The 24,513-nt window shown below is 36.6% G+C and carries 29 protein-coding genes and 1 riboswitch; of the genes, 25 read left to right on the top strand and 4 right to left on the bottom strand.

All coding sequences use genetic code 11. The features are described 5' to 3' along the window. Positions 1–27 precede the first annotated feature (27 nt). The 6 genes from AC59HZ_RS02880 (at position 28) to AC59HZ_RS02905 (ending at position 6,326) form a co-directional block, all read left to right on the top strand. Complete coding sequence (locus AC59HZ_RS02880) at positions 28–744, top strand: response regulator (protein ID WP_496544380.1); 717 nt, start codon at positions 28–30, stop codon at positions 742–744. Continuing rightward, entirely contained in the window at positions 741–2,525 is a 1,785-nt protein-coding gene (locus AC59HZ_RS02885; protein ID WP_496544381.1) for an ATP-binding protein, read from the top strand. The genes AC59HZ_RS02880 and AC59HZ_RS02885 overlap by 4 nt, the downstream gene beginning before the upstream one ends. A gap of 199 nt (positions 2,526–2,724) precedes the next feature. Beyond that, positions 2,725–3,276, top strand: coding sequence for an RNA polymerase sigma factor SigX (sigX, locus tag AC59HZ_RS02890; protein WP_496544382.1), 552 nt, complete (start codon positions 2,725–2,727; stop codon positions 3,274–3,276). Continuing rightward, complete coding sequence (locus tag AC59HZ_RS02895) at positions 3,251–4,432, top strand: RsiX family anti-sigma factor (RefSeq protein ID WP_496544383.1); 1,182 nt, start codon at positions 3,251–3,253, stop codon at positions 4,430–4,432. Before sigX ends, AC59HZ_RS02895 begins: the two co-directional genes overlap by 26 nt. Positions 4,433–4,607: 175 nt before the next feature. Beyond that, the gene (locus AC59HZ_RS02900; protein WP_496544384.1) at positions 4,608–5,360 is read left to right on the top strand and encodes a peptidoglycan DD-metalloendopeptidase family protein; all 753 of its coding nucleotides are present in this window, start codon (positions 4,608–4,610) and stop codon (positions 5,358–5,360) included. 100 nt (positions 5,361–5,460) lie between these two features. Further along, positions 5,461–5,591, top strand: a riboswitch (FMN riboswitch). A gap of 168 nt (positions 5,592–5,759) precedes the next feature. Further along, positions 5,760–6,326, top strand: coding sequence for an ECF transporter S component (locus AC59HZ_RS02905; RefSeq protein WP_430062765.1), 567 nt, complete (start codon positions 5,760–5,762; stop codon positions 6,324–6,326). 112 nt (positions 6,327–6,438) lie between these two features. Here AC59HZ_RS02905 and AC59HZ_RS02910 read toward each other — a convergent pair whose 3' ends face one another. After that, positions 6,439–6,687, bottom strand: coding sequence for a ferredoxin (locus AC59HZ_RS02910; RefSeq protein WP_308177113.1), 249 nt, complete (start codon positions 6,685–6,687; stop codon positions 6,439–6,441). A 244-nt stretch (positions 6,688–6,931) separates the two neighbouring features. Here AC59HZ_RS02910 and AC59HZ_RS02915 point away from each other — a divergent pair, with 244 nt between their 5' ends. The 5 genes from AC59HZ_RS02915 to AC59HZ_RS02935 all read left to right on the top strand — a co-directional run bounded on the left by AC59HZ_RS02915 (position 6,932) and on the right by AC59HZ_RS02935 (position 11,303). Then, positions 6,932–7,969: a YpbB family protein gene (locus AC59HZ_RS02915; protein ID WP_496544385.1), complete on the top strand. Its 1,038-nt coding sequence runs from the start codon at positions 6,932–6,934 to the stop codon at positions 7,967–7,969. Further along, a complete protein-coding gene (locus AC59HZ_RS02920; protein WP_496544386.1) occupies positions 7,969–9,471 on the top strand; it encodes a RecQ family ATP-dependent DNA helicase in 1,503 nt (500 codons plus the stop codon). The genes AC59HZ_RS02915 and AC59HZ_RS02920 overlap by 1 nt, the downstream gene beginning before the upstream one ends. Beyond that, positions 9,468–10,073, top strand: coding sequence for a CPBP family intramembrane glutamic endopeptidase (locus AC59HZ_RS02925; protein WP_496544387.1), 606 nt, complete (start codon positions 9,468–9,470; stop codon positions 10,071–10,073). Before AC59HZ_RS02920 ends, AC59HZ_RS02925 begins: the two co-directional genes overlap by 4 nt. Then, the gene (locus AC59HZ_RS02930; RefSeq protein ID WP_496544388.1) at positions 10,070–10,756 is read left to right on the top strand and encodes a LysM peptidoglycan-binding domain-containing protein; all 687 of its coding nucleotides are present in this window, start codon (positions 10,070–10,072) and stop codon (positions 10,754–10,756) included. The genes AC59HZ_RS02925 and AC59HZ_RS02930 overlap by 4 nt, the downstream gene beginning before the upstream one ends. A gap of 91 nt (positions 10,757–10,847) precedes the next feature. Further along, entirely contained in the window at positions 10,848–11,303 is a 456-nt protein-coding gene (locus tag AC59HZ_RS02935; protein WP_496544389.1) for a YpbF family protein, read from the top strand. 28 nt (positions 11,304–11,331) lie between these two features. Here the strand turns inward: AC59HZ_RS02935 and cotJC are convergent, their stop codons facing one another. From cotJC to AC59HZ_RS02950, 3 genes are read right to left on the bottom strand one after another with little or no spacing between them, the layout of a single operon-like run. Next, the gene (cotJC, locus tag AC59HZ_RS02940; protein ID WP_496544390.1) at positions 11,332–11,901 is read right to left on the bottom strand and encodes a spore coat protein CotJC; all 570 of its coding nucleotides are present in this window, start codon (positions 11,899–11,901) and stop codon (positions 11,332–11,334) included. Between the two features lie 23 nt (positions 11,902–11,924). Continuing rightward, positions 11,925–12,185 carry a spore coat protein CotJB gene (locus AC59HZ_RS02945; protein ID WP_496544391.1) on the bottom strand — a complete coding sequence of 87 codons (261 nt, stop codon included), beginning with the start codon at positions 12,183–12,185 and terminating at the stop codon, positions 11,925–11,927. Then, entirely contained in the window at positions 12,182–12,412 is a 231-nt protein-coding gene (locus AC59HZ_RS02950) for a spore coat associated protein CotJA (RefSeq protein ID WP_496544392.1), read from the bottom strand. Before AC59HZ_RS02950 ends, AC59HZ_RS02945 begins: the two co-directional genes overlap by 4 nt. Before the next feature lie 146 nt (positions 12,413–12,558). Between AC59HZ_RS02950 and AC59HZ_RS02955 the strand changes: the two genes are divergently transcribed. From AC59HZ_RS02955 to AC59HZ_RS03020, 14 genes are all read left to right on the top strand, one after another. Next, complete coding sequence (locus AC59HZ_RS02955; RefSeq protein ID WP_496544393.1) at positions 12,559–13,194, top strand: CBS domain-containing protein; 636 nt, start codon at positions 12,559–12,561, stop codon at positions 13,192–13,194. 57 nt (positions 13,195–13,251) lie between these two features. Continuing rightward, entirely contained in the window at positions 13,252–13,620 is a 369-nt protein-coding gene (locus tag AC59HZ_RS02960; RefSeq protein WP_496544394.1) for a hypothetical protein, read from the top strand. A gap of 24 nt (positions 13,621–13,644) precedes the next feature. After that, positions 13,645–14,436 (top strand): metallophosphoesterase, encoded by a 792-nt coding sequence (locus AC59HZ_RS02965; protein ID WP_496544395.1) that lies wholly within the window; start codon positions 13,645–13,647, stop codon positions 14,434–14,436. Between the two features lie 69 nt (positions 14,437–14,505). Next, entirely contained in the window at positions 14,506–15,090 is a 585-nt protein-coding gene (locus tag AC59HZ_RS02970) for a genetic competence negative regulator (protein WP_496544396.1), read from the top strand. Between the two features lie 193 nt (positions 15,091–15,283). Then, positions 15,284–16,561 (top strand): Glu/Leu/Phe/Val family dehydrogenase, encoded by a 1,278-nt coding sequence (locus tag AC59HZ_RS02975; protein ID WP_496544397.1) that lies wholly within the window; start codon positions 15,284–15,286, stop codon positions 16,559–16,561. 142 nt (positions 16,562–16,703) lie between these two features. Continuing rightward, the gene (locus tag AC59HZ_RS02980; protein WP_496544398.1) at positions 16,704–17,675 is read left to right on the top strand and encodes a YpdA family putative bacillithiol disulfide reductase; all 972 of its coding nucleotides are present in this window, start codon (positions 16,704–16,706) and stop codon (positions 17,673–17,675) included. A gap of 8 nt (positions 17,676–17,683) precedes the next feature. Further along, entirely contained in the window at positions 17,684–18,640 is a 957-nt protein-coding gene (locus AC59HZ_RS02985) for an asparaginase (RefSeq protein ID WP_496544647.1), read from the top strand. A 104-nt stretch (positions 18,641–18,744) separates the two neighbouring features. Then, positions 18,745–19,434 carry a glutamic-type intramembrane protease PrsW gene (gene prsW / locus AC59HZ_RS02990; protein ID WP_496544399.1) on the top strand — a complete coding sequence of 230 codons (690 nt, stop codon included), beginning with the start codon at positions 18,745–18,747 and terminating at the stop codon, positions 19,432–19,434. A 90-nt stretch (positions 19,435–19,524) separates the two neighbouring features. Further along, complete coding sequence (gene sleB, locus AC59HZ_RS02995) at positions 19,525–20,463, top strand: spore cortex-lytic enzyme (protein ID WP_496544400.1); 939 nt, start codon at positions 19,525–19,527, stop codon at positions 20,461–20,463. A gap of 14 nt (positions 20,464–20,477) precedes the next feature. After that, positions 20,478–21,827, top strand: coding sequence for a germination protein YpeB (ypeB, locus tag AC59HZ_RS03000; protein WP_496544401.1), 1,350 nt, complete (start codon positions 20,478–20,480; stop codon positions 21,825–21,827). Positions 21,828–21,932: 105 nt separating this feature from the next. Further along, positions 21,933–22,112, top strand: coding sequence for a YpfB family protein (locus AC59HZ_RS03005; protein ID WP_496544402.1), 180 nt, complete (start codon positions 21,933–21,935; stop codon positions 22,110–22,112). Between the two features lie 139 nt (positions 22,113–22,251). After that, positions 22,252–22,977, top strand: coding sequence for a spore cortex-lytic enzyme (gene sleB / locus AC59HZ_RS03010; RefSeq protein ID WP_496544403.1), 726 nt, complete (start codon positions 22,252–22,254; stop codon positions 22,975–22,977). A gap of 210 nt (positions 22,978–23,187) precedes the next feature. Continuing rightward, positions 23,188–23,868 (top strand): (d)CMP kinase, encoded by a 681-nt coding sequence (cmk, locus tag AC59HZ_RS03015; RefSeq protein WP_496544404.1) that lies wholly within the window; start codon positions 23,188–23,190, stop codon positions 23,866–23,868. After that, positions 23,865–24,446, top strand: a complete 582-nt coding sequence (locus AC59HZ_RS03020; RefSeq protein ID WP_496544405.1) for a lysophospholipid acyltransferase family protein — start codon at positions 23,865–23,867, stop codon at positions 24,444–24,446. Before cmk ends, AC59HZ_RS03020 begins: the two co-directional genes overlap by 4 nt. The last annotated feature ends 67 nt before the right edge of the window (positions 24,447–24,513 follow it).

Consider the following 24,513-nt stretch of genomic DNA (forward strand, 5'->3'; position numbering starts at 1 on the left):
AAAATAAACCTCATGGGGGGATTAATAATGGAAAAAGACGTGAAAATCTTAGTAGTAGACGATGAAGAAAGAATTCGCCGCTTATTAAAAATGTATTTAGAGCGTGAAGACTATACAATTGATGAAGCTGAAGACGGTAATGAGGCGTTAATCAAAGCAATAGATAATGACTATGATGTCATACTCCTCGATTTAATGATGCCCGGCAAAGATGGTATTGAAGTTTGCCGTGAGCTTAGGGAGAAAAAGGCAACTCCCGTTATCATGTTAACGGCAAAAGGGGAAGAGGTTAATCGCGTTCAGGGATTTGAGGTAGGAACAGACGACTATATTGTGAAACCTTTCAGCCCAAGGGAAGTTGTCCTGCGTGTAAAAGCTCTTTTAAGAAGATCTTCACAAACTAGCTATCTGCAAACCGAAACAACTACTAAGGATGTAATTGTGTTTCCACATTTAACTATAGATAATGATGCCCATAGAGTAGCTGCTGAAGGCAAAGATGTAAGCTTGACACCTAAAGAGTATGAATTGCTATATTTTCTTGCCAAGGCACCAGATAAAGTATTTGATCGCGAGCAGCTATTAAAAGAAGTTTGGCATTATGAATTTTTTGGTGACTTGCGAACCGTTGATACGCATGTAAAGCGTCTCCGCGAAAAGTTAAACAAAGTGTCTGAACAGGCAGCAAGAATGATCGTTACAGTTTGGGGTGTAGGGTATAAATTTGAGGTAATTAATGAATGACCTTTTTAAGAAGTGTTGTAGGTAAACTTTGGTTTACCATCCTTTTATTAGTATCTTTTGTATTATTTATCCTAACAGTCATGCTTTTGGAATACACCCAAAACAATAACATCAAGGTAACAAAAAGTGATTTGACACACACAGCTGAAAAAATTTCCCGTGTTCTCGAAAACCATCCTAATGATAAATTTCCATTAGGATTAGAAATATCTTGGGAGATTCTTGATAATGATACCAAAGTGCTAATTGTTAAAAACAAACAAGATATCTATTACTCTCCGAATACGGAAAAGGGAAAGAAATTATCCATTTCAGATATAAAAATTGATCCAGAATTATCTAAAGTATTTAATAAAAACATTACTGTCGAAAAAATCTCAAACCTCTCATCAGAAAAGATAAGGAATAATGACGATGCCAATTATTCCATTATTGGTGTACCTCTTCACTTGACTGGTGAAGAAAATGGTGCTGTGTTTATTTATCAATCTTTGGAAGACATGCAGGAAACATCCCGCTCTACAACAAGATTTATTTTACTTGTCGCTGGTGTTGCGATTATTCTGACAACTATATTTGCCTTCTTTTTATCAACCAGAATAACGGCGCCATTACGGAAAATGAGAGAGGCAGCGTTTGAAGTGGCGAGAGGAAAGTTTGATACTAAGGTACCGATTCTAACACATGATGAAATCGGGGAACTGGCAACTGCCTTTAATCAAATGGGACGACAATTGAAATTCAATATGAATGCCCTTAGTCAGGAAAAGGAACAGCTCTCTAGCATATTAAGCAGTATGGCAGATGGAGTAATCACCTTTAATCGGGATGGAACAATATTGATCACCAATCCGCCTGCAGACCGCTTTCTTCAATACTGGTACTATGAAAACGGTGAATTTGGACCTAGTTCGGAGGCCATTCCATCGCAAGTCATGGAGCTTTTTCAGGAGGCAGTAGATACAGAGAAAGAACAGGTCGGGGAAATTTCTCTTCAGGGCCGCCATTGGGTAATCCTTGTCAGTCCTTTATACAGCAATCGCTTTATTCGTGGAGCCGTTGCGGTCTTAAGGGATATGACGAAGGAAAGGCAATTGGAAAAAATGAGAAAAGACTTTATTGCCAATGTTTCACATGAACTTAGAACTCCCATTTCGATGTTACAGGGATACAGTGAAGCAATTGTGGATGATATTGCTGAATCCCAAGAAGAGAAAAAAGAAATGGCAAAGGTTATCTATGATGAATCCCTTCGTATGGGAAGGCTGGTGAATGAACTTCTTGACTTAGCTCGAATGGAAGCGGGACATATCCAATTGACAATCGATGAAATAAATATTTCTTCATTTATAAATAGGATTATCCATAAGTTTCAAGGCCTTGCTAAAGATAATGAGATTCAATTACACGCTGATATAGATGACCAAATTTCCGTTGTTTTCTTTGACCCTGATCGGATTGAACAAGTTTTAACAAACTTAATTGACAATGCCATAAGACACACACCAAAAGGCGGTTCAGTCCGGTTAAATGTAACTTCAGAAGACAAGGGGATTAGAATAGAAGTTCAGGATTCAGGCTTAGGGATTCCTGAAGAAGATTTACCATTTGTTTTTGAACGCTTTTATAAGGCCGATAAAGCAAGGACCAGAGGAAGGGCAGGAACTGGACTGGGACTTGCTATAGCCAAAAATATTATTGATGCCCATCGGGGGCATATTTCTGTTCAAAGCAAGCAAGGACAAGGGACGACATTTTCCTTCCTGCTTCCTCGAAAATAGTAAAAAGAACAGGTATTTTGCCGATTGTTCTTGATTCACGAGGAACATTTTTAAAGCCTATCCAATTCGGATGGGCATTTTTTTGGGTTTCCGACTTCCAATAAATACCTTCCTTTTTACCTAAAAAAAGTCTATATTTATATGTGAAACCTTTTATACATAATTATCGACTAATATTTATGAACGGGGAGGGGAATTGATGGACTCCGTTTTCGATGAACTTTATCAAAAATATCATCATGACGTGTTTCAATTTCTATTTTATATGGTTAGAAACAAAGAACATGCCGAGGATCTTGTCCAGGAAGTTTATATAAGAGTTTTTAAGTCCTATAATCGTTTTGAGGGGAAAAGCAGTGAAAAGACCTGGCTTTTTTCTATTGCCCGAAATGTGGCTATTGACTTTTTTCGGAAGCAAAAGGGATGGAAGGAAAGAATTTTCGAAAAATTTGATTGGTCATCCAATCAAGTTAAGGATGACTATCCTATTCCAGAAGAGATAACTATCCAAAAGGAAGAGATTAAATGGATTTACAAATGCTTAGAATATTGCACGATGGATCAACGAGCGGTAATCATTTTAAGGTATTTACAAGATTTATCCATTGCTGAAACAGCAAAAACCTTAGGATGGACAGAAAGTAAAGTAAAAACAACACAGCATCGATCCTTAAAAGTCTTAAAGAAGCACATGGAAATGTTTTATGAAAAGGAGGGATTAAATAGTGAGAAAGTCAGAGTGGAGCGATAAGCACCTCGAGGAATTATTAAGGCAAATGCCCAAAATACAAGATCATCGCGATCCTCGTGACATTTACCAGAATCTTTCTATAAAAAAGCGCAAATTGCTACCATGGTTATTGCCAGGTATCGCAACTGCAGCGGCCATGCTTCTTTTTCTTATTTTAGTTCCTAACTTAATGGATCGAACAAATAATTCATTTGATCAAGCTCAAGAAAAAAGGTCCTTGGAGCAATCCGCAGCAAATAAAGATGCCGGAATTGCTATGAATAAGGGGGAATCAACCTCAAAGGAGGGGGTAAACTCCGGAACCAAAGAGGCAAAGCTTTTAAGTACTGAAGTCATGAAATCTGCGATTTATGATGATGAAGTGGGTAATGGTAAGGTGTTAACCTATTGGATACCTGACCAACAAGCCCAGATTCTTATTCCTGTTTCTACTATTGTTTCCGACGCAGGCAATAAATCCTGGCTGACTGTTTTTGCAGAAAATATGGCTTCTCTAAAAGAAGAAGAATGGGGATTAAGTGAATTCTACCCGATAAATGCGACTTTGGAGCTAGATAAAAATAATAATACTGTAAATGTTGACGTACCTTCAAACCACCTATACGGACAAGGTGCGACCAATGAAACAAATTTTATTAATGTATTACAAAAAGATATAGCATCAAATAGTAACCTTAGAAAGATAAAGTTCTCAACAAATGGAGAACCAGGTATAGAATTAGGTAATTACGGAAGCAAGCAAGAACAGAATATTGTAAGCGACAAAAAACATGCTTTTTTGTTTTATTATCCTGTGGGCAGTAAATTACCCTACTTAACTCCAACCAAAACTACCTATAAAGATTTTGTAACTGCCTTAGAGGCAATGAGGACGGACCAACCTGAAAATGGTTTGAAAAGGTCGCTTGAGCCATCATTTCAGATTTATGATGTGACCATTACGGACAAAACTTTATCTTTTTCTATTAAGGAGGATTCTACGTTAAAAGATAATCAACTGACATTATATTCATTTGAGGCTCTGATGTTAACCGCTAAGGATTTTGAGGTTGAGAAAATTGTTGTTAAGAATTCCCCGTTAACACATATAGGCCCCTTTGATTTATCAAAGGAAAATAAAGTGCCAATTGCTCCAAATTTGCGCAATATCCAATAAATGTAAATCAACCTATAATGGGTTGATTTTTTTAATTTATGCATAAAATAGTTGATGTCTCCAAATTATAACAAGTATGCTCAGGGTCCATCACCTATTTAGTTTAAGTTCTAAACTAGAAACTGGAAACATATGGTGGATGTGAGTAGAAGATTTAAGGAGGAAAAGGATTAGAATGCGTGACTACATAAAGAGGTTTTTGATTGCCATTATTATGGCACTTTGTGTCAGTTTATTGTTTTTAGGAGGGAAACATTCACAAGCTGCAAGTTTGGAAAAAATGAAGGAATTACAGGAACATTGGATTTGGCCCGCAGATGGAGTCATTTCTGATACATATGGAACAAGGCAGGGAAAACATAAAGGGATAGATATTGCTGGGAAAATCGATACGCCGGTTCTGGCGGTTGATGACGGAATTGTCATCAAATCGTATTTTTCCAATACATACGGAAATGTCGTGTTTATTAAACACCCAAGTAAGGTTGTTACTGTTTATGCACATTTAACTCGACGTAACGTTTATGTTGGCCAAAGCATAAAACAAGGTGACGTCGTTGGAAAAATGGGGAGAACTGGACAAGCCACAGGAACCCATCTTCATTTTGAAACACATGAATTAGAATGGAGATATGATAAGAAATATGCAATCGACCCTCAAAGGCTTTTAGGAAAAGCGGATGTAGGTGAGTTTGTACAAGGCGGAGTTGCTTCTAGCGGATATGTTGTCCTTGAAGCTAGCACACATATTAAAAGCTCAACTAAAGGCCGTACAATTCACACAAAAGCTAATAAATATGTCGTTCAACAAGGTGATACCCTATACTCGATTTCTAAAAAAAGTAATATTTCCGTCGAGAGATTAAAGGATATTAATCATTTGTATACTGATGTGATTAAACCGCAACAAATATTATTTGTCGAATAAAGGAGTACGTGACCCGTGAATGATATTGTTTACGGGTTTAATTATTTTTACTTAACAAAATACCATTTCTCAAGTATAATAATTTTATAATTTCATATCGATCTATCTTCGGGGCAGGGTGAAATTCCCGATCGGCGGTATTAGAGTATACTCTTAAGCCCGCGAGCCTTTTAGGCAGGATTTGGTGCGATTCCAAAGCCGACAGTATAGTCTGGATGGGAGAAGATGGAGGTTCTGCAAGCGTTCAAAAAATAATGATTTTGAGAACGTTTATTAAGCGTGCCTTTGTACTCCCTCAAGTATTTTTTACTTGGGGGTTTATTATTTACAGGGCATCAGTATGCTGAACCTCTCTTCCTAAGGTGATGGATCAAAAAAGGAGAGAGGAAGATGAAAGAAATGAAGAAAACAAATGTAAAGGCCATGGTTTCAATTGCAATGCTCAGCAGTATTGCCTATCTACTAATGCTATTAAACTTTCCGCTGCCGTTTTTTCAAAATTTCTTATTAGTTGATTTCAGTGACATCCCAGCGTTAATTGCAGCATTAATTTTTGGGCCAATTGCAGGAATTGTAGTCGAATTTATCAAAGTTGTACTCAATTATTTAGCGACCGGTAGTCCAACTGGAATACCTGTTGGCCATATTGCTAATTTTCTCGCGGGAATCTCATTTATTTTGCCAACCTATTATTTATATACTAAAATGAAAACACGTAAGGGAATGACCATTGCATTGGTTCTTGGGACAATTACGATGGCCGTGATCATGAGTATTGCCAATTACTTTGTCATTCTTCCAGCATATACAGCCCTTTTGAAATATCCTGACATGCGTAACATAGTTGTGCCTGCAATCCTTCCGTTTAATATTATTAAAGGTGTGATTATGTCATCTATCTTTATGTTATTATTCATTCGACTGCAAACGTGGATAAATAAATTATCCGTAATAAAAAGTGTATAATAAGAAAAAGGCAGCCAAATAATGTGGTTGCCTTTTTCTTATTGCAAAATGAAAAACCCTCTTCAAATTCAGAAGAGGGTTAGCAGCTTAACAATATTTTTTTGACAAAATATTATTCGAATTTAGTTGCATTGCCATCGAATGGCTCGTCAGCAACCTTAATGGAATCTGTTGGGCAGCCTTCAAATGCATCCATCATGTCATCAACTAAAACATCAGGAATTTCAACGATTCCTTCATTATCGTCAAGAGTTACGAATGCAATGCCTTCATCATCGTAATCGTAGATATCTGGTGCTGCTGCTCCGCATGCGCCACATGCGATGCAAGTTTCCTTGTCAACAATTGTGTACTTTGCCATGAAAAAAACCTCCCAGTAATATAACAAAATTCATCCATATTATATGGAAATGCATTACTCATATCTATTGTAAAACTGTACGAGTAACTTTTCAATAGAAAGTTGCTTTTATATAACCCGGTTTGTTGATTTGTTTATGTTACTTTAGCATAATTTTGAGCAACAAGAACTGTCATTTCATGTTAAAATAAGAGAGAAAAAATGGGTAATTTGTCGATACCATCAGAAAAGTGTGGGGCGCTTGATGAAACAAATTGAATCGATTCTTCTAAATTGTTTAAAGAAATTAAATAGGGAAAGGACGATTTATTCCATCTATCACCTTTTAAATGGGAAAAAATCATCACAAACGATTCAAGATGCACATTTATTTTCACTGAAACATTTATTTGGGATATATGATACTCTAACTCGAGAATCCTTCGAAGATATCATTCGCAATATGGTTAAAAAAAAGTGGATCCACAATTGTGGGGAGCAGCGATACATCCTTACTCCAGATGGAGAGGTAAATTTAAATGACAATAAGATGCCCAGCTTTCTGAATGGTTGGGATTATCACCCATTTACAATGAATTTTTGGGAAAGATTATCTTTGTTAGTCCAAGTAGCTTCAAATTTTGTGTATCATGAGACCCAATATATCCCTATACAAAAAAATAAAGATGTTCATTTTTGGTTGAAAACAATAATAAAAGAAGTCCAAGTACCCAGGCAGAAAATGGGAAGCATGCTTTATTCAGAGCTGGTAGATAGTTTTAAAGAAGCCAACAATACTGATCCTTCTGTTTTAATCTTCCGATTGACAGGGTATCAACAAATTGGGTTAACTTCTGAGCAGACAGCTAAGAGGCTGAATATGGATATTCACGATTATAATATTGAATTTATCAATATTATCCATTACTTGCTGCAAAAGATTAATCGAGAACCAAAGTACTTTCCATTATTATCGTTGCTTATGAGGGATTTAAAACAAAATAATGAATTAACAATTTCATCCAGAAAAACATGGAGTCTATTAAATCAAGGATATTCCCTTGAGATGATTGCAGACAAAAGGCATTTAAAGTTAAGTACAATTGAGGACCACTTTGTAGAATTTGCCTTACATAAAAATGATTTTTCAATTGATGACTATGTAGAAAAAAATCTGCAGGACACAATTCTGGAAATTTCACGGCAAACTAAATCACGGCAGCTTAAGTTAATCAGGGACAAAGTGAAAACGGCCAGCTACTTTCAAATAAGATTAGTATTGGCGAAGTATGGTGAGCGATAATGGAGTTAGAGATTCTATTAAAAAAACATTTTGGCTATGACTCATTCAAGATAGGACAAAAGGAAGTAATCACTTCTATTTTAGAAGGAACGCATACTTTCGCCATGCTTCCAACTGGGACAGGAAAGTCCTTATGTTACCAGCTTCCTGGGCTTATTCTAAAGGGCCACATATTAATTATTTCTCCTCTCCTTTCCCTAATGCAGGATCAAGTAGAGCAATTTAAGCGCTTTGGTGAAAAAAGAGTGGTTGCATTGAATTCATTTCTTACACAAGAGGAAAAAAATAGTGTCCTGCGCCAGTTAAACAAATATAAATTTATCTTTATTTCACCGGAAATGTTAAGTGTTCCTTTTATTTTACGAAAGCTTGGTGAGCTGTCCCTTTCCTTGTTTGTCGTAGATGAAGCCCATTGTATTTCACAATGGGGATATGATTTTCGACCTGATTATTCGAAACTGGGCGATATTCGCCAACATTTGGGAAATCCTTTGACACTTGCTCTCACTGCAACAGCAACAAAGAAAGTTCGGAAGGATATAATTCAATCACTTTGTATTGAAAATTGTAAAAAAATGGAATCAACCATAGATCGTCCCAATATTGCTTTTAAAGTGGAGAAAATAGCGGATTACAATGATAAACAAGATCGGGTAGTTGAGTTGGTTTCTAAACTGCAGAAACCCGGAATTATTTATTTTTCCAGTAAAAAATCAGCTGAGCAAATGGCTTCTTTATTAGCAGAAAAGGGAATTTGCCGAACCATGGCCTATCACGGGGGACAGGATCCTGATACTAGGGTATTAATCCAACAGCAATTTATTCACGGGCAGTTGGATGTCATCTGTGCTACTAGTGCATTTGGAATGGGTGTAAATAAAGAAAATATCCGATTTATCATCCACTATCATATGCCTATGCAATTAGAATCCTATCTTCAGGAAATTGGGAGAGCAGGCCGTGATGGAAAACTTAGCATCTCCATTTTATTGTACTCTCCGGGGGACGAGTACCTTCCGATTCAATTGGCAGAGGGGGAACTTCCATCAGAGCAGCAAATTGATTGGCTGTTTTCTAAATTAGAGCAGGAAGAAGAGTATATGGATGGGAAGCTCCAATTGAATAATCATTTAAGAGAGCTAGGCGGTTTTAATGAAATTCAATGGCGTATCCTTGAGGATTTGATTAATGATGCACCACAAGACAGCCAAAAAGAACTTCAGAAAACCATTCAATTATTTTTGAAGAAAAGGTTAACCGCGAAAATGAACAATATATATCAAATGAAAACATGGGTGGAATCAAATGTATGTAGAAGGGAATTTATTTTGGATTACTTTGATGATGCATTCACCAATAAGGTGATTCCATGCTGCGATCAATGCGGGCTTCAGCTGAAAGATTATCATTCTTCTATCGACCAGACGAAAATGACAACAAATGAACTATCATGGATGGAGTATCTTGGAAAAATATTAAAGAAGAATGAGTTGAGCGAATGAAAAAGAAGTATAATGAATTGATAAAAAACTTAACTGACAAAGAGTTACTTCTTCACCTCTATATGACGCAAATCATCCTTTTAGTCATTTCATTCATATTAGGGTTTATTTTCTTTGATCATTTCGCTTATATGAATAATTTGCACTTTAAGGACTTTAATATAGTTCTAATAGGGATCCCATCAGGAGTAGCTGTTGTGATGATCGATATAATCTTAATGAACTGTCTTCCATCCTCCTATTATGATGATGGTGGTTTAAATGAAAGAATTTTTAAACATAGAAATGTTCTTCATATCTTCATCATTGCGGCAATTGTCGCTTTTAGTGAGGAATTGTTATTTCGTGGGATCATCCAAACAAAAGTAGGTCTCATACTGGCCAGTATTATTTTTGCCATTATCCATTATCGCTATCTTTTTAATTGGTTTTTATTTTTAAATATAGTCGTCCTTAGTTTTTTTATCGGTCTGATATATGAGTGGACAGATAATTTAGCCGTTACGATTGTCATGCATTTTATCATCGATTTCCTATTAGGTGTATATATAAAATTTAGACGTTCACCAGGTAATGACGACGAGAAAGGAGTTTCTACGTGAATAAAGAGGAGCCGTATCGAGATCAAGCTGAAAGGTTAAAACAGCGGATACAAAAAATTAATGAAAAAATTGATGAATCAGGTGATTTGCCGCCAAGAGAGCAGCTGCACCGGCAAAAAAAGAAGAAAACAAAATGGAAGTTTAAATACCCGGTTATTCGTCTGTTGGTTCTATTCTTTATCCTTTTACCTGTCATTATTTTCAGCGTGATATCGTATCTAGATGGTAAGAAAATAAACAGTACCGTTAAGACCTCTGGGGATTCTGTAGGCTATGAAACTATTAATCTAGAAAAAACAGAAATTGAAGAGAAAAATAAACAGGTCGATGAGCAGCAAATAGAAAGTAACGAAGTAAAAACTGAAGCAACTGAAGCAGCTAATACTGAAGAGAATAGTACAAAAGAAATTTCCACAGCTCCGAGTCCAGTCAACATCGATGCAAATAAGTCAGGAGACAAAAATAGTCAGCCGATACAAGAAACAAAGAAGAGCCAACCACCTGTACCCAAAAAGAAAAGTAAAATTGTTTACCACACGGTTCAGCCAAAAGAAACCTTATATCATATCGCGATGGAGTACTATAAGTCTCAATCAGGCATGGACATTATCAGAAAGGCCAACCATATTCAAGGTAATAATATCGATGCAGGCCAAGTACTTAAAATACCATTGAATAACTAACCGATCTATCTTTAGATCGGTTTTTTTATATATAAATCATAATAAAGCGGACAAGTTCATATTTATATACGGAGAAATGGAGGCTGATAAAATGGATTCTCCAATCCAATTACTTGAAAATACGGATCAAGCCACAAAGCAGGCACTTGAAAATGTTAGAAAAAGAAAAGAAAAGTTTGACAAATTTAAAAACTGGCATAAATTATCAATCTGGGGAACAATCATATTGGCTGCATTATTCTTCCTTTATTTATATATTACCGTTGCCAGTGTTTATTCTTATTCGTTTGCTGCAATGTTTTCTGCTTTTGTCAATGATTCTAAAAACTTTACCTTCTTAGTTTTTTCTGTTGGGATGTATGGAGCCATGAATTTACTGAAAGAGAAGAAGGATAAAGCAGAAAAGGAATATCATGAACTAAGATGTGAAATTGTTGACCGCAGTAAGGACTACTGGAAAAAAGAAGAGGAATGGAAAAACCGTCATTTAGTATTTGAGATTATGAAAAAAAATTATGATATAAACCTTTATCATGAAAAGAAATAGAAGCAGAGCCATCTGCTTCTTTTATCAATTAGAAAATCTTCTGTTTTCCACGTTCCTCTTTTAAAATTTCCACTGCTTCACGGAAGCGCTGTGAATGGATAATCTCACGTTCACGTAAAAAGCGAAGACTATCATTAATATCTGGGTCATCACTAATGTTAATCAACCATTGGTACGTTGCCCTGGCTTTTTCTTCTGCTGCTATATCTTCATATAAATCAGCAATAGGGTCACCTTTCGCAGTAATATAGGTAGCAGTAAAAGGTGAGCCTGCAGCATTATGGTAATATAGTGCACTGTCATGGTCAGCATAATGAGCCCCTAATCCTGCTGCCTTCAATTGCTCAGGGGTAGCATCTTTTGTTAATTTATACACCATTGTGGCAATCATTTCGAGATGGGCAAACTCTTCGGTACCGATATCTGTCAAAAGTCCAATTACTTTATCAGGTATGGTGTACCTCTGATTTAAATATCGTAATGCTGCGGCAAGCTCTCCATCAGCACCTCCATATTGCTCAATTAAGTATTTTGCTAAAGTCGGATTACAGGTACTTACTCGAACGGGATATTGGAGCTTCTTTTCGTAAATCCACATTTAATGTAATCCCTCCCTCTAAATTAAACCTGCCATGGCCATGGACTATCGTCCCAGTTCCAAGGAAATCCGGAGTAACTGTTGCCAAACTGCTGCAAAGGGCCAAAATGACTTTCAAATGCTTTTTTGAGCCTTTTTCTTTCCCTCACATAATGATTAAATTGGTTAATTGCTTCAAAATCATCGTTATGAGTATCTAAGTATAGGGTAAGTTCAACCAAGACGAAGTCAACAGCTTGAAGCTGTTCCATCATTTGATAATATTCGGCAGGAACTTGTTTCACGTCGTCAGTCCCCCTCCCGCTTTCTCAAAAGCATTGTAATACGGGTCATAAAAATCCTTCCAAAGTGTGCCTGCTCTCAAAGCCTCAAGCGGGGAAAATTGCGGAAGATTTGGCGGCTGAAATCCAATATATAAATGAGGTGGAGTGGAAAAGGTTTTTTCAAGTATCGGCTTGCAGGGATCAAATGGACTCGCATACGGATGATAGACCTTTTGATGAGTGTGCATTGTGGCCCTCCCTATTTTTCAATATCATTTAAATATATGAAAGTTTTATCCCAACATGACATAAAACTTTAATATATGAAAGGGTTTTTCATTGTCTTGTAGAAGTATAATAAAGATGCAGGATTATAACTTTGAGGTGATGGAAATTGTTCGTGAAAAATATTATGATACCAAAGCATGAATGCTTTACTGTACAAGCAGATGTAACCCTTAAACAGGCTTTGGAAAGTCTTGAAAAACATCAAATAGATGGGTTACCGGTATTACAAGGTGAGCAATATGCAGGTGTAGTCACAAGATACAGCATCTATGAAAATTATTTCCTATCGAATAAACCAAAGGATGAATATTTAAATTTAACGGTAGTAAAAGATATAGCCACTCACCAAGAAAAGTTTTTAGAGGGCTCTGAATTATTTGAAAAGACACTCCTTGATTTAAAGGATTTTCCATTATTAGCAGTTGTTGATTCAAATCATCAATTTCTCGGGGTTGTTACACGGTCCGATGTATTAAGTTCATTCGAAAGCGCATTTGGTGTAAACCGCCCGGGTGTTAGAATTGCTTTTACATCGGTTGAAACTGAGGGACGGATTGCCCGCCTCTCTGAAATTGCTCACCAATTTCACGAGCATATCATATCACTTGTTACGTTTGATGAAACAGATAGACTTGTTCGTAGAATTGTGATGAAGGTTGAAAAGAAAAACAATATTGACCGCTTTACAAAGAAACTAGAAGAGCATGGCTTCCGAATTCTAAGTATTCAAGAGGATGATTAATAACGAATAGGAAAAAAATAGCCTTCTTCTCATATATTTTTATGGGAGGGGGTTTTTATGTTTATGAGGTTAGTTCACTTTGCTTTTGTTTTTTTATGTGGATATTTAGTGATTAAATGGATTTCAATACCGCATCCTTATGTACTTACTGACTTTTTTGTCGGAATTGTCATAAATCCATTACAATTCTTCGCTGCTGCAATTGCTTTATTCATTGGCATTTTAATCAATGGAGGGGTAATAAAAGGGATTATCAATAAGACGATAAAAGCATGGAGGAAGCAAATGTCATGGAGTAACCTAATGTTATTGGAATATTGTGGTTTTGGAATCGTGTTATTGCTTCTTTTTTATATTGGCTGGGAAGAAACACTCATTTTTTTTAGTTTGAGTCTTCTTTATGGTATGATTTCCATAGAAAATTAAGCCTTGATAAGGGGAACAAAGAGAATGATTATTATATTAGTTATATTGATTATTATAGGCGGCATACTTTTGCTTTTATATATGCTAAATCAAGCTTTTCAAAATAAAGTGAATGAACAGGATATTTATTTTCCGGACTTTCCGGCCACATTTGGAGAGGTAAAGATCTTTTTTATTTCAGATATACATAGAAGAACAATCTCGGAAACCATCATTAATATTGTTAAAGGGAAGGCTGATATTGTCATCATAGGGGGAGATTTAACAGAAAAGGGGGTCCCCATTGAGAGAGTGAAAACCAATTTAAACACATTAAAACGAATTGGACCCGTTTACTTTGTTTGGGGAAACAATGACTATGAGATTGACTATCGTGAATTAGATGCTATCTTTATGGACCATGGTATTAAAGTGTTAGACAATACTTCCGTTACCTTTGAATCAAATCAGGGAGAAAAATTATGTTTGCTTGGAGTGGATGACTTAAACCAAAATCGTGACCGCCTTGAGTTAGCGCTGTTAGATTCAGAGGAAAACAGTTTTAAAATTTTGGCAAGCCATTATCCTAATATAACAAACAAAATCCTTCCGGAGCATGAAATACGTTTAGTATTAAGCGGACATACCCATGGAGGGCAGATTCATATTTTCGGTTATAGTCCCTATAAAAGAGGAAGGCTGACTAAACTTCAAAATACAACCCTTTTAATTAGTAATGGATATGGAACAACCACGCTGCCCTTAAGGTTAGGTGCCCCTGCAGAATGCCATCTCATTACCCTTAGAAATGGCCCTGCACCTGATAAGGTGATGTAGACAATTCACCAACAAAACCCTGAGGCATACACTACAAACAAGAGTGATGTCACAGCAGGGGGCAAAATCATGCGCTTAGAACGCTTAACAGCCAATAAAATTAAAATTTTTTTAACCTCTGATGATTTAATTGATAGGGGACTTTCCAAGGAAGATATTTGGAAGGATTCAAGCAAATGGAATCAGCTTTTTCATGATATGCTTGAGGAAGCGAGTGAGGAATTTGATGTAGATATACAGGGGTCTGTGGCAGTGGAAATATTCTCCCTTCAGGCACAGGGGATGATTATGATCATTACTGTAAACGAAGCAGAGGAAGATGAAGAGATATTATTCGATGGATTTATTGAAATGCAAGTCAGGGTCGGAGGATTTGATGACCTAATATATGAGTTTGAGGAATTTGAAGACATAATTAGTCTTACCCAGAGATTATCTAACATGAATATATTTGGCGGCAGCCTATATTTTATGAACAACCACTATTACTTTTTAATGGAAAAATTAGAACCTACAAAAAACGAACAAGTGGCTTGTATTTTTTCTGAATTTGGCAATGCTTCAATCATTAGTCCATTTGTACTTATGGAATATGGAAAAAGGATTATCGAAAATAAAGCGGTGGAGACTATTCTTCATTTTTTTAAAATATAAAAAATGGATGAAGTAAACCTATTGGACAAATGCTATCCATAAATCATTATATTAATCATGGATGGCAGCGTTTACATAATATCGAATTAATCATGAAAACTATGTTTTTTTTCTTGCATAAATCATTTAAAGGTGTATACTTGTGTCTGAAAGCGGACAACATTCGTAAAAGCAATTTCTAGGAGGATTACAAATGGTAGCCGAAAATGCAAATGAAAAGACTAATCAAGAGGAAAAACATGATGTGTTAAAATCAACACAGACTGTGATTCATAAGGCCCTTGAAAAGTTAGGTTATCCTGAAGAGGTATACGAGCTCTTGAAAGAGCCGTTACGTATGATGACAGTAAAAATTCCAATTAGAATGGATGACGGTTCAATAAAAATATTTACTGGCTACCGTGCACAGCATAATGATGCAGTTGGGCCAACTAAGGGAGGAATACGCTTCCACCCAGGAGTAACAGAGACAGAAGTGAAAGCCCTTTCAATTTGGATGAGTTTAAAATGTGGAATTGTCGACCTTCCATACGGAGGGGGAAAAGGTGGTATCATCTGCGATCCTCGTGATATGTCTTTTAGAGAGCTTGAAAGACTTAGCCGTGGATACGTACGAGCTATCAGTCAAATTGTAGGACCTACAAAGGATATTCCTGCTCCGGACGTATTTACCAATTCGCAAATTATGGCTTGGATGATGGATGAATACAGCCGAATCGATGAATTTAACTCTCCAGGCTTTATCACTGGTAAGCCACTTGTTCTCGGCGGATCACATGGACGTGAATCTGCAACTGCAAAGGGTGTAACCATCTGTATTCGTGAAGCAGCCCAAAAGAAAGGAATTCAAATCGAGGGTGCAAGAGTAGTCGTCCAAGGTTTTGGAAATGCCGGAAGCTATTTATCAAAATTCATGCATGACGCAGGGGCGAAGGTTGTAGGGATTTCGGATGCTTACGGTGCATTATACGATCCAAATGGTCTAGATATTGATTATCTTTTAGATAGAAGAGACAGCTTTGGGACAGTAACAAAATTATTTAATAACACAATTACCAATAAAGAATTACTAGAACTTGAGTGCGACATTCTTGTCCCTGCAGCGATTGAAAATCAAATTACTGCTGAGAACGCTCATAATATTCGTGCAAGTATCGTTGTAGAGGCGGCAAACGGCCCAACTACTTTAGAGGCTACAGAAATTTTAACAGAACGTGGTGTTCTTCTTGTTCCGGACGTGTTAGCATCTGCTGGCGGGGTTACGGTATCTTATTTCGAATGGGTACAAAATAACCAAGGCTACTACTGGTCAGAAGAAGAAGTGGAAGAAAAGCTTGAAAAAGTAATGGTTAAATCCTTTAAAAATATTTATGATACTGCCCAAACCCGACGTGTAGACATGCGCCTGGCTGCTTATATGGTTGGGGTTAGAAAGATGGCTGAAGCAAGCCGTTTCAGAGGCTGGATTTAAAGGCTAAACATTGAAATTAAATGAAAAAACTCCTATCATTAAACGGTAGGAGTTTTTTTAGTTTCGGTTATGTTAAAGGATATAACTGATTTTGAAACCAAGTTTAACACAGTTTATGTATTTATTAAGGAGTGTACCTAAAGTGCAAATAGAAGACATAATCATTGTTGGCGGCGGACCTTGCGGGCTGGCAGCAGCTATTTCTCTTCAAGAGATCGGAAAAAAGCCATTAATTATAGAAAAAGGGAATGTAGTTAATTCCATTTATCATTATCCGACCCATCAAACCTTTTTTAGTACTAGTGAAAAATTAGAAATTGGTGATGTACCTTTTTTTACAGATACATACAAACCTAAACGAAATCAGGCACTTGTCTATTATCGGGAAGTCGCAAGACGGAAGGAGCTCCGGATAAATTCATTCGAGAAGGTAAATAAAGTATCAAAGCAAGATGATTTATTTCATGTCAATACGGATAAAAATAATTACTGTGCCCAATATGTAATTATTGCAACAGGCTATTATGATCATCCCAATTATATGAATGTCCCTGGAGAAGATTTATCCAAAGTTAAACATTATTTTAAAGAAGCACATCCGTATTTTGACAAAGATGTATGTGTAATCGGCGGGAAAAATTCAAGCGTGGATGCTGCACTGGAATTGGTGAAGGCAGGGGCGAGGGTAACCGTACTCTATCGAGGAAAAGAATATTCTCCCAGCATTAAGCCATGGATTCTCCCGGAATTTGAAGCATTGGTTCGTACAGGGACTATATTAATGGAATTTAATGCAAATGTTAAAGCTATAGCCGAAGAGCAAGTTATATATAATAAAGACGGAGTTGAAAAAACAATTAGTAACGATTTTGTTTTTGCGATGACCGGTTATCATCCCGATCATCAATTTTTAAAAACGATGGGTGTGAAAATTGATCCAGAATCAGGCAGACCGCTATTTAATCCTGAAACCATGGAGACTAATGTGGAGGGGATCTATATAGCGGGGGTAATTGCTGCCGGAAATAATGCGAATGAAATATTTATCGAGAATGGCAGGTTCCATGGCGGACAAATTGCACACTCCATTATAGAAAAAGAAGCTGAAGGGTGATTGAGATGATGAAAAAGGTTGTTTTATTAACAACTGGAGGAACAATCGCTAGTAAACCAAATAAGGATTCTGGAAAACTTGCTTCAGGTGCCCTTACCGGGGAAGAACTTGCTGCGATGTGTAATTTACCAAAAGACATTGAAGTCATAGTAGAATCTGTTTTTCAAAAAGCGAGCATTCATATTACATTTGAAGATCTAACTACATTAAAAAACAAAATAGTGGACTATTTTAAAGATGAGACAGTTGCCGGTGTTGTAGTGACACACGGAACAGATACGATGGAAGAGACCGCTTATTTCCTTGATTTAACGATAAAAGACCATCGTCCTGTGGTGGTTACAGGCTCTCAACGTTCTCCTGAAGATTTAGGGAGCGATGTGTATATTAATTTACGACATGCCATTTACTCTGCCTGTTCAACTGACCTTCATGAAGCTGGGGCAGTTGTTGTCTTTAATGAAAGGATATTCGCTGCCCGCTATGTAAAAAAAGAACACGCTTCTAATATTCAAGGATTTAATGCCTTTGGTTTTGGGTATCTTGGCATTATTGACAATGATCAAGTCCATGTCTTTCAAAAACCGATTAAAAGAGAATATTATGAGATTCAGACTGCAATCCCTCAAGTTGAATTGATTAAATGCTATATTGGTGCAGACGGGAAATTTATTAAAGCCGCACGTGATGCAGGGGTAAAAGGAATTGTGCTTGAAGGTGTCGGCCGAGGCCAGGTGTCTCCTCAAATGATGGATGAAATTGAAAAGGCAATTAAGCAGGGAATTAAATTGGTGATTACAACCAGTGCAGAAGAGGGTTCTGTTTACACAACCTATGATTACGAAGGCAGTGCCTATGATCTCTCTAAAAAAGGGGTAATTTTAGGAAGTGACAATGATTCTAAAAAGGCAAGAATCAAATTGGCTGTTGCCCTTGCAAGCGGCCTAGAAAATATAAACTTTTAAATGATTTAGACCATCTTTCTACATGAAGTGGAAGGAAACTATCATTTTCTTTATTTTGTTTCCGTGATACCATTAAGAAAACGGATGGAAAAGAGAGGTTCAACATGCTGGGGATATTATCTGCCGGGATTGCCCCCGGACTGGCCTTACTTAGTTATTTTTATTTAAAAGATGAATATGAGCCAGAGCCAATTTCCTTTGTACTTCGGACATTTTTGTACGGAGCTTTATTGGTGTTTCCGATTATGTTTATTCAGCATGTTCTTGAAACTGAAAACCTGCTTCAATCCCATCTATTCGATGCATTTCTAAACACCGGCCTGCTGGAGGAATTTTTTAAGTGGTTTATCCTTTTTTATGCTATCTACCAGCATGTTGAGTTTGATGAGCCATTCGATGGAATCGTATATGCCGTTTCCGTTTCTCTTGGTTTTGCGACAGTGGAAAATATTTTTTATCTAATCGCGAATGGGATTGAACATGCGATGACCAGAGCATTATTGCCAGTATCAAGTCATGCATTATTCGGGGTTATTATGGGCTTTTATCTTGGTAAGGCGAAGTTTACGGATGGGAACAAAGCAAAGTGGATTTTCCTTTCGCTTCTACTGCCTTTCATTCTCCATGGATTCTATGATTTTATTTTAATTTCACAAGAACATTGGTTGTTGATTATTTTTCCGTTTATGATTTTTCTTTGGTGGTTCGGCTTAAGAAAAGTGAAAAAAGCTAAGATATTGAGTGCCAAACATTTGAAAAAGCAGTATCCAGTTCAAAAAACTCTTCATTCCTGATGAAGGGTTTTTTTATTTTTGGAATAAAAACACCAATTAGACAAAAAATAGGGTTACTGCAAAATGATTTACAACGGGGGTTATTATTCCATGCATATGAAAAACATCCTAATAAAGTCTTTTATTTTAATTTCTGTTTTCATTATGCCGCTGTCATTGATCAAAACTGATGAGGCAAATGCATTTACTAGGCAAGTAATCCAACAAGGAGCTGTTGGAGAAGATGTTATTGAACTTCAGGCAAGGCTCCAGTATTTAGGGTTTTATAATGGTCAAATTGACGGAGTTTTTGGATGGAGTACCTATTGGGCCTTACGAAATTTCCAATATGAATTCGGTTTGCCAATTGATGGTTTGGCAGGGACAACAACTAAGAATAAACTGGCAAAAGCATCCAAGTATAATGAGTATTTTGTTAAAACCAATTTAAAGAAGGGAAAAAAATTTACTCATTATGGCGGAGTAGACCAAAGCAAACAAGTTGCCCCAAGTAAAATGAAACCAGCAAATAAAGCCCCGGCAAACAAGCAACCAGCAGGAAAGGCACCGGCAAATAAGGCTCCAACAAACAATACAGCTGTAAAAAAGGCAGCTCCAAAGGCAACGAAACCAAAAGCTGCGCCAGTTAAAAAAGCACCCAAAAAACCAACTGCAGCAAATACACCTAATGGATTTTCGCAAAATGATATTAGATTAATGGCAAATGCTGTTCATGGTGAGTCGCGAGGAGAGCCATATATTGGTCAAGTAGCCGTTGCTTCGGTTATTTTAAACAGGGTTAATAGTCCGAATTTCCCAAACACGGTTTCAGGTGTTATTTTTGAACCTGGTGCTTTTACAGCGGTGGCTGACGGCCAAATTTGGCTTACTCCAAACGAAAGTTCCAAGAAAGCGGTAATTGATGCGATAAATGGCTGGGATCCAACAGGAGAAGCATTATATTATTTTAACCCTGCCACAGCCACAAGCGGCTGGATTTGGGGAAGACCACAAATAAAAAGAATCGGGAAACATATATTTTGCCATTAAAGAGGTGAATAGAATTGATCAGAGGTATATTAATAGGGGTACTCGCAATAGGTGTTGCCGGAACAGCCTATTGGGGCTATCAAGAACACCAAGAGAAAAATGCAATTCTGTTGAATGCAGAAAACAATTACCAACGAGCTTTTCACGATCTTTCTTATCAAATGGATTTATTGCATGATAAAATTGGAACCACTCTTGCGATGAACTCAAGATATTCATTGTCTCCATCTTTAACAGAAGTGTGGAGAATCACTTCAGAGGCGCATACAGATGTAGGTCAGCTTCCTTTGACATTACTTCCATTTAATAAGACTGAAGACTTTCTAGCCAAAATAGGAAATTTTAGCTATAAAACTGCCGTGAGAGATTTAGACAAAGAACCTTTATCAAAAGATGAATACGAATCATTAAAAGTCCTGTATAAACAGTCTAGTGATATACAGAATGAGCTTAGAACAGTCCAGCATATGGTCCTAAAAAACAATTTGCGCTGGATGGATGTGGAACTCGCCTTGGCGTCTGGCAAAGAACAAACCGATAATACCATCATTGATGGAATAAAAAAGGTTGAAAAGACTGTTTCTGGATTTGATGAAACGGACCTTGGGGTTACATTTACTAATGGTCAAAAAAAGGATGAAAATTTTAAAAAAATCAAAGGAAAAACAATCACCAAAAAAGATGCTATCCAAATAGCAAAAAAGTATATGAATTTTGATGGAAATGCCGAAGTTAAAGTAACCGAAAATGGTAAAGGGTCAGACTACGGTTTTTACAGTGTTTCAATAAAAAACAAGAAAACTGGTCAGGAAGCAAGTATGGATATTACGAAAAAGGCTGGACATCCAATTTGGTTTATCAATCAACGTGATGTCAAAAAACAGGTCATAAGTTTAAATGATGCAAATAATAAAGCAGCTGCATTTTTAAAAGAAAATGGATTTAAAGATTTAGAGCTATTTGAAAGCACACAATATGATAATATTGGCGTTTTCAATTTTGTAACTAATAGTAATGGTGTTAGAATTTATCCTGAAGCGATAAAGGTCAAGGTTGCACTCGATAATGGTGATATAATGGGCGTTTCTGCGGAAGAGTATTTAAAATCCTTCCAAATCAGAACTATAGAGAAACCAAGTATAACAATGGAGCAAGCACGTTCAAAAGTAAATCCTAATTTGAAAGTTATGGAAGATAGACAAGCTGTTATTACCAACGATTTAGGTGAAGAAGTATTATGTTATGAATTTCTAGGTACAATTGGCAATGATACCTATCGGATTTTTATTAATGCAAAAAATAGCAGGGAAGAAAAAGTTGAAAAACTGAAAAATGCAGAAGCTGTATATAAGGATGTTCTTTAAAAGGGAAAGCATTTGCTTTCCTTTATTTTTTTAAGCAGGCATAAAGAATAAAAAAATTCATCTACCCCAATAATAGGAATAAGTTAATGGTTGGAGGGGGATAGAATGAAAAATGTGGAAAGAGTTTTAATTAAAATAGTCATTATTCAGTTTATATTTCTTTTTTTATCACAGTTTATTTTTCATCACTTAGATTTCTTGCCCCAACTGAAGCAATTAACAAAATACGAAGGAGTAAATGAAAATACCTTCACAGAAATTCTCCAAACCTTTCAGGGGAATTAAATTACGGTCAATCGACAATTTAGTTCTATATATTGTCTTGTTTAATAATACGCTTAAAACGATTTCACTGGTTGCATAATAAAGTTAATGTTGAACAAATATATACCTATTAATTATAAAATGGTTAGGAGGTTAGTCTTTGAAGAGAAGGGTTATCTTCAAGATACAACTCATTCTAGTTATTCTTTTTGTAATATTTATATTTAATAGCGATCAGGACATAGAGGTAGGCGCATTCACTAATCAAGTCATTCAAATGGGTGCTGCGGGTGAAGACGTCATTGAACTGCAAACACGTCTTGCATATAACGGATTTTATACTAGTAAGATAGATGGTGTATTTGGATGGAATACATACTGGGCAGTTCGGAATTTTCAAGATAAATTTGGTCTTCCTGTTGATGGAATTGTAGGAGCAAGCACTAAGGCCATGCTTATCAAAGCTACAAAGTATGAAAAAACGGGTACACAAAACAGTTCAAATAACTCAACCAACGTGCCAAGCGGCTATTCTCAAAATGATATCCAATTGATGTCAAACGCAGTATATGGGGAATCTCGAGGAGAGATATACGAAGGTCAAGTCGCCGTTGCAGCAGTTATTTTGAACCGTGTCACTAATGCTTCTTTTCCTAATACGGTAGCAGGTGTAATTTATCAACCCGGAGCATTTACTGCTGTTGCAGATGGACAGATTAATTTAACACCCAATGATACTGCAAAGAAAGCTGTAATAGATGCTATTAACGGATGGGATCCAAGCGGAGGGGCCATTTATTATTTTAATCCTGATACTGCTACAAGCAGTTGGATATGGAGTCGACCGCAAATCAAAAAAATTGGTAAACATATATTTTGTAAATAATATTATTTTTTTTATTAAGCAGGAAAAAAGTTAAAACTTTACCTGCTTTTCTTTATGTATGATAATGCCTTGGATGCAAATGTAATTACAATTAAGAAACGCAGTTTTTTTAGTGATTAAAGTGTTAAAATTAAGAAGCATTTCTATATCTTATGGTAAAATAAAAAGAAGACAGCTTATGAGAAATCATGATTGCATTTAGGAGGATTTATGAACAAGAAACTATCTATCGCAATTGACGGCCCTGCTGCAGCTGGAAAGAGTACTGTAGCTAAAATTGTCGCTGAAAAATTAGGTTATATATATATCGATACAGGTGCAATGTACAGGGCATTAACATATAAGGCAATTGCAAACAATCTTAATCTTGAAGAAGAGGATTCTTTATTAAGAATGCTTATGTCGACGAGTATCGAGCTTTTTCCTTCAGAGCGCGGACAATTAGTATATTTGGACAAACAGGATGTAACTGATGCGATTCGTTCTTCAGAAGTAACAAATTCCGTTTCCATCGTTGCAAAACATCAACTAGTTCGTGAAGAAATGGTAAAAAGGCAGCAAGCCTTTGCAATCGGTGGCGGCGTTGTCATGGATGGTCGTGACATCGGTACCCATGTTCTTCCAAATGCTGAAGTAAAAGTGTTCTTGCTTGCTAGTGTAGACGAAAGAGCTGAAAGGCGTCATCAAGAAAACCTTCAAAAGGGTTTTCCATCAAATTTAGATCAATTAAAAGTAGAAATAGCACGAAGAGATAAAATCGACTCAGAAAGAGCAATTGCACCTTTGAAAAAAGCCGATGATGCTGTTGAAATCGACACAACCTCTTTGGCGATTCCTGAAGTTGTAGAAAAAATTATGGCTCTGGTGCACGAAAGGGTTGGAAAAGTGTGACGTTTTATACTTTTGCAAAATCAGTTGCATATGGGATCTTTAAACCTTGGTACAGGGTAGAGGCCATAGGAAAAGAAAATATCCCAAAGGAAGGCGGGGTCCTTCTTTGCTGCAATCATATTAATAATTTTGATCCAATTGTATTGGGAATCATGGCACCTCGTCCTGTCCACTATATGGCGAAGGAAGAGTTATTTAAAGTCCCTGTGCTAGGTGAAGTTGTTCGAAGATGTAATGCCTTTCCAGTAAAAAGAGGAATGAGCGATCGAGAAGCTTTAAGAAAAGGATTAGGTGTTTTAAAGGATGGACATGTTTTAGGTCTTTTTCCAGAAGGAACTAGAAGTAAGACTGGTGAATTAGGGAAGGGTTTAGCCGGAGCCGGATTTTTTGCCCTAAAGACTGATGCAGCCGTTGTTCCTTGTGCAATTATTGGTCCGTATAAAAGCTTACGAAAGCTAAGGGTCGTTTATGGACAACCGATTGCAATGGACGAAGCCAGAAATACAAAAGCTTCTGCTGAACAGGTTACTGAATTAATTATGTCAGAAATTCATAAACTGATAAAAGAGCATCAATAGGTATTGCTTGACAAAAAAGACTATTTGTAAGAAGTTTATAAAAAGAGATTTTTTTTGAAAATTCATA

The organism is Neobacillus sp. DZ-9, assembly GCF_059587065.1.

Coding starts and splice junctions, on each gene's coding strand:
- AC59HZ_RS02880 (WP_496544380.1), top strand. CDS start 28: ATGGAAAAAGACGTGAAAATCTTAGTAGTAGACGATGAAGAAAGAATT.
- AC59HZ_RS02885 (WP_496544381.1), top strand. CDS start 741: ATGACCTTTTTAAGAAGTGTTGTAGGTAAACTTTGGTTTACCATCCTT.
- sigX (WP_496544382.1), top strand. CDS start 2,725: ATGGACTCCGTTTTCGATGAACTTTATCAAAAATATCATCATGACGTG.
- AC59HZ_RS02900 (WP_496544384.1), top strand. CDS start 4,608: ATGCGTGACTACATAAAGAGGTTTTTGATTGCCATTATTATGGCACTT.
- AC59HZ_RS02905 (WP_430062765.1), top strand. CDS start 5,760: ATGAAGAAAACAAATGTAAAGGCCATGGTTTCAATTGCAATGCTCAGC.
- AC59HZ_RS02910 (WP_308177113.1), bottom strand. CDS start 6,687: ATGGCAAAGTACACAATTGTTGACAAGGAAACTTGCATCGCATGTGGC.
- AC59HZ_RS02915 (WP_496544385.1), top strand. CDS start 6,932: ATGAAACAAATTGAATCGATTCTTCTAAATTGTTTAAAGAAATTAAAT.
- AC59HZ_RS02920 (WP_496544386.1), top strand. CDS start 7,969: ATGGAGTTAGAGATTCTATTAAAAAAACATTTTGGCTATGACTCATTC.
- AC59HZ_RS02925 (WP_496544387.1), top strand. CDS start 9,468: ATGAAAAAGAAGTATAATGAATTGATAAAAAACTTAACTGACAAAGAG.
- AC59HZ_RS02935 (WP_496544389.1), top strand. CDS start 10,848: ATGGATTCTCCAATCCAATTACTTGAAAATACGGATCAAGCCACAAAG.
- cotJC (WP_496544390.1), bottom strand. CDS start 11,901: ATGTGGATTTACGAAAAGAAGCTCCAATATCCCGTTCGAGTAAGTACC.
- AC59HZ_RS02950 (WP_496544392.1), bottom strand. CDS start 12,412: ATGCACACTCATCAAAAGGTCTATCATCCGTATGCGAGTCCATTTGAT.
- AC59HZ_RS02960 (WP_496544394.1), top strand. CDS start 13,252: ATGTTTATGAGGTTAGTTCACTTTGCTTTTGTTTTTTTATGTGGATAT.
- AC59HZ_RS02965 (WP_496544395.1), top strand. CDS start 13,645: ATGATTATTATATTAGTTATATTGATTATTATAGGCGGCATACTTTTG.
- AC59HZ_RS02970 (WP_496544396.1), top strand. CDS start 14,506: ATGCGCTTAGAACGCTTAACAGCCAATAAAATTAAAATTTTTTTAACC.
- AC59HZ_RS02975 (WP_496544397.1), top strand. CDS start 15,284: ATGGTAGCCGAAAATGCAAATGAAAAGACTAATCAAGAGGAAAAACAT.
- AC59HZ_RS02985 (WP_496544647.1), top strand. CDS start 17,684: ATGAAAAAGGTTGTTTTATTAACAACTGGAGGAACAATCGCTAGTAAA.
- prsW (WP_496544399.1), top strand. CDS start 18,745: ATGCTGGGGATATTATCTGCCGGGATTGCCCCCGGACTGGCCTTACTT.
- sleB (WP_496544400.1), top strand. CDS start 19,525: ATGCATATGAAAAACATCCTAATAAAGTCTTTTATTTTAATTTCTGTT.
- AC59HZ_RS03005 (WP_496544402.1), top strand. CDS start 21,933: ATGAAAAATGTGGAAAGAGTTTTAATTAAAATAGTCATTATTCAGTTT.
- cmk (WP_496544404.1), top strand. CDS start 23,188: ATGAACAAGAAACTATCTATCGCAATTGACGGCCCTGCTGCAGCTGGA.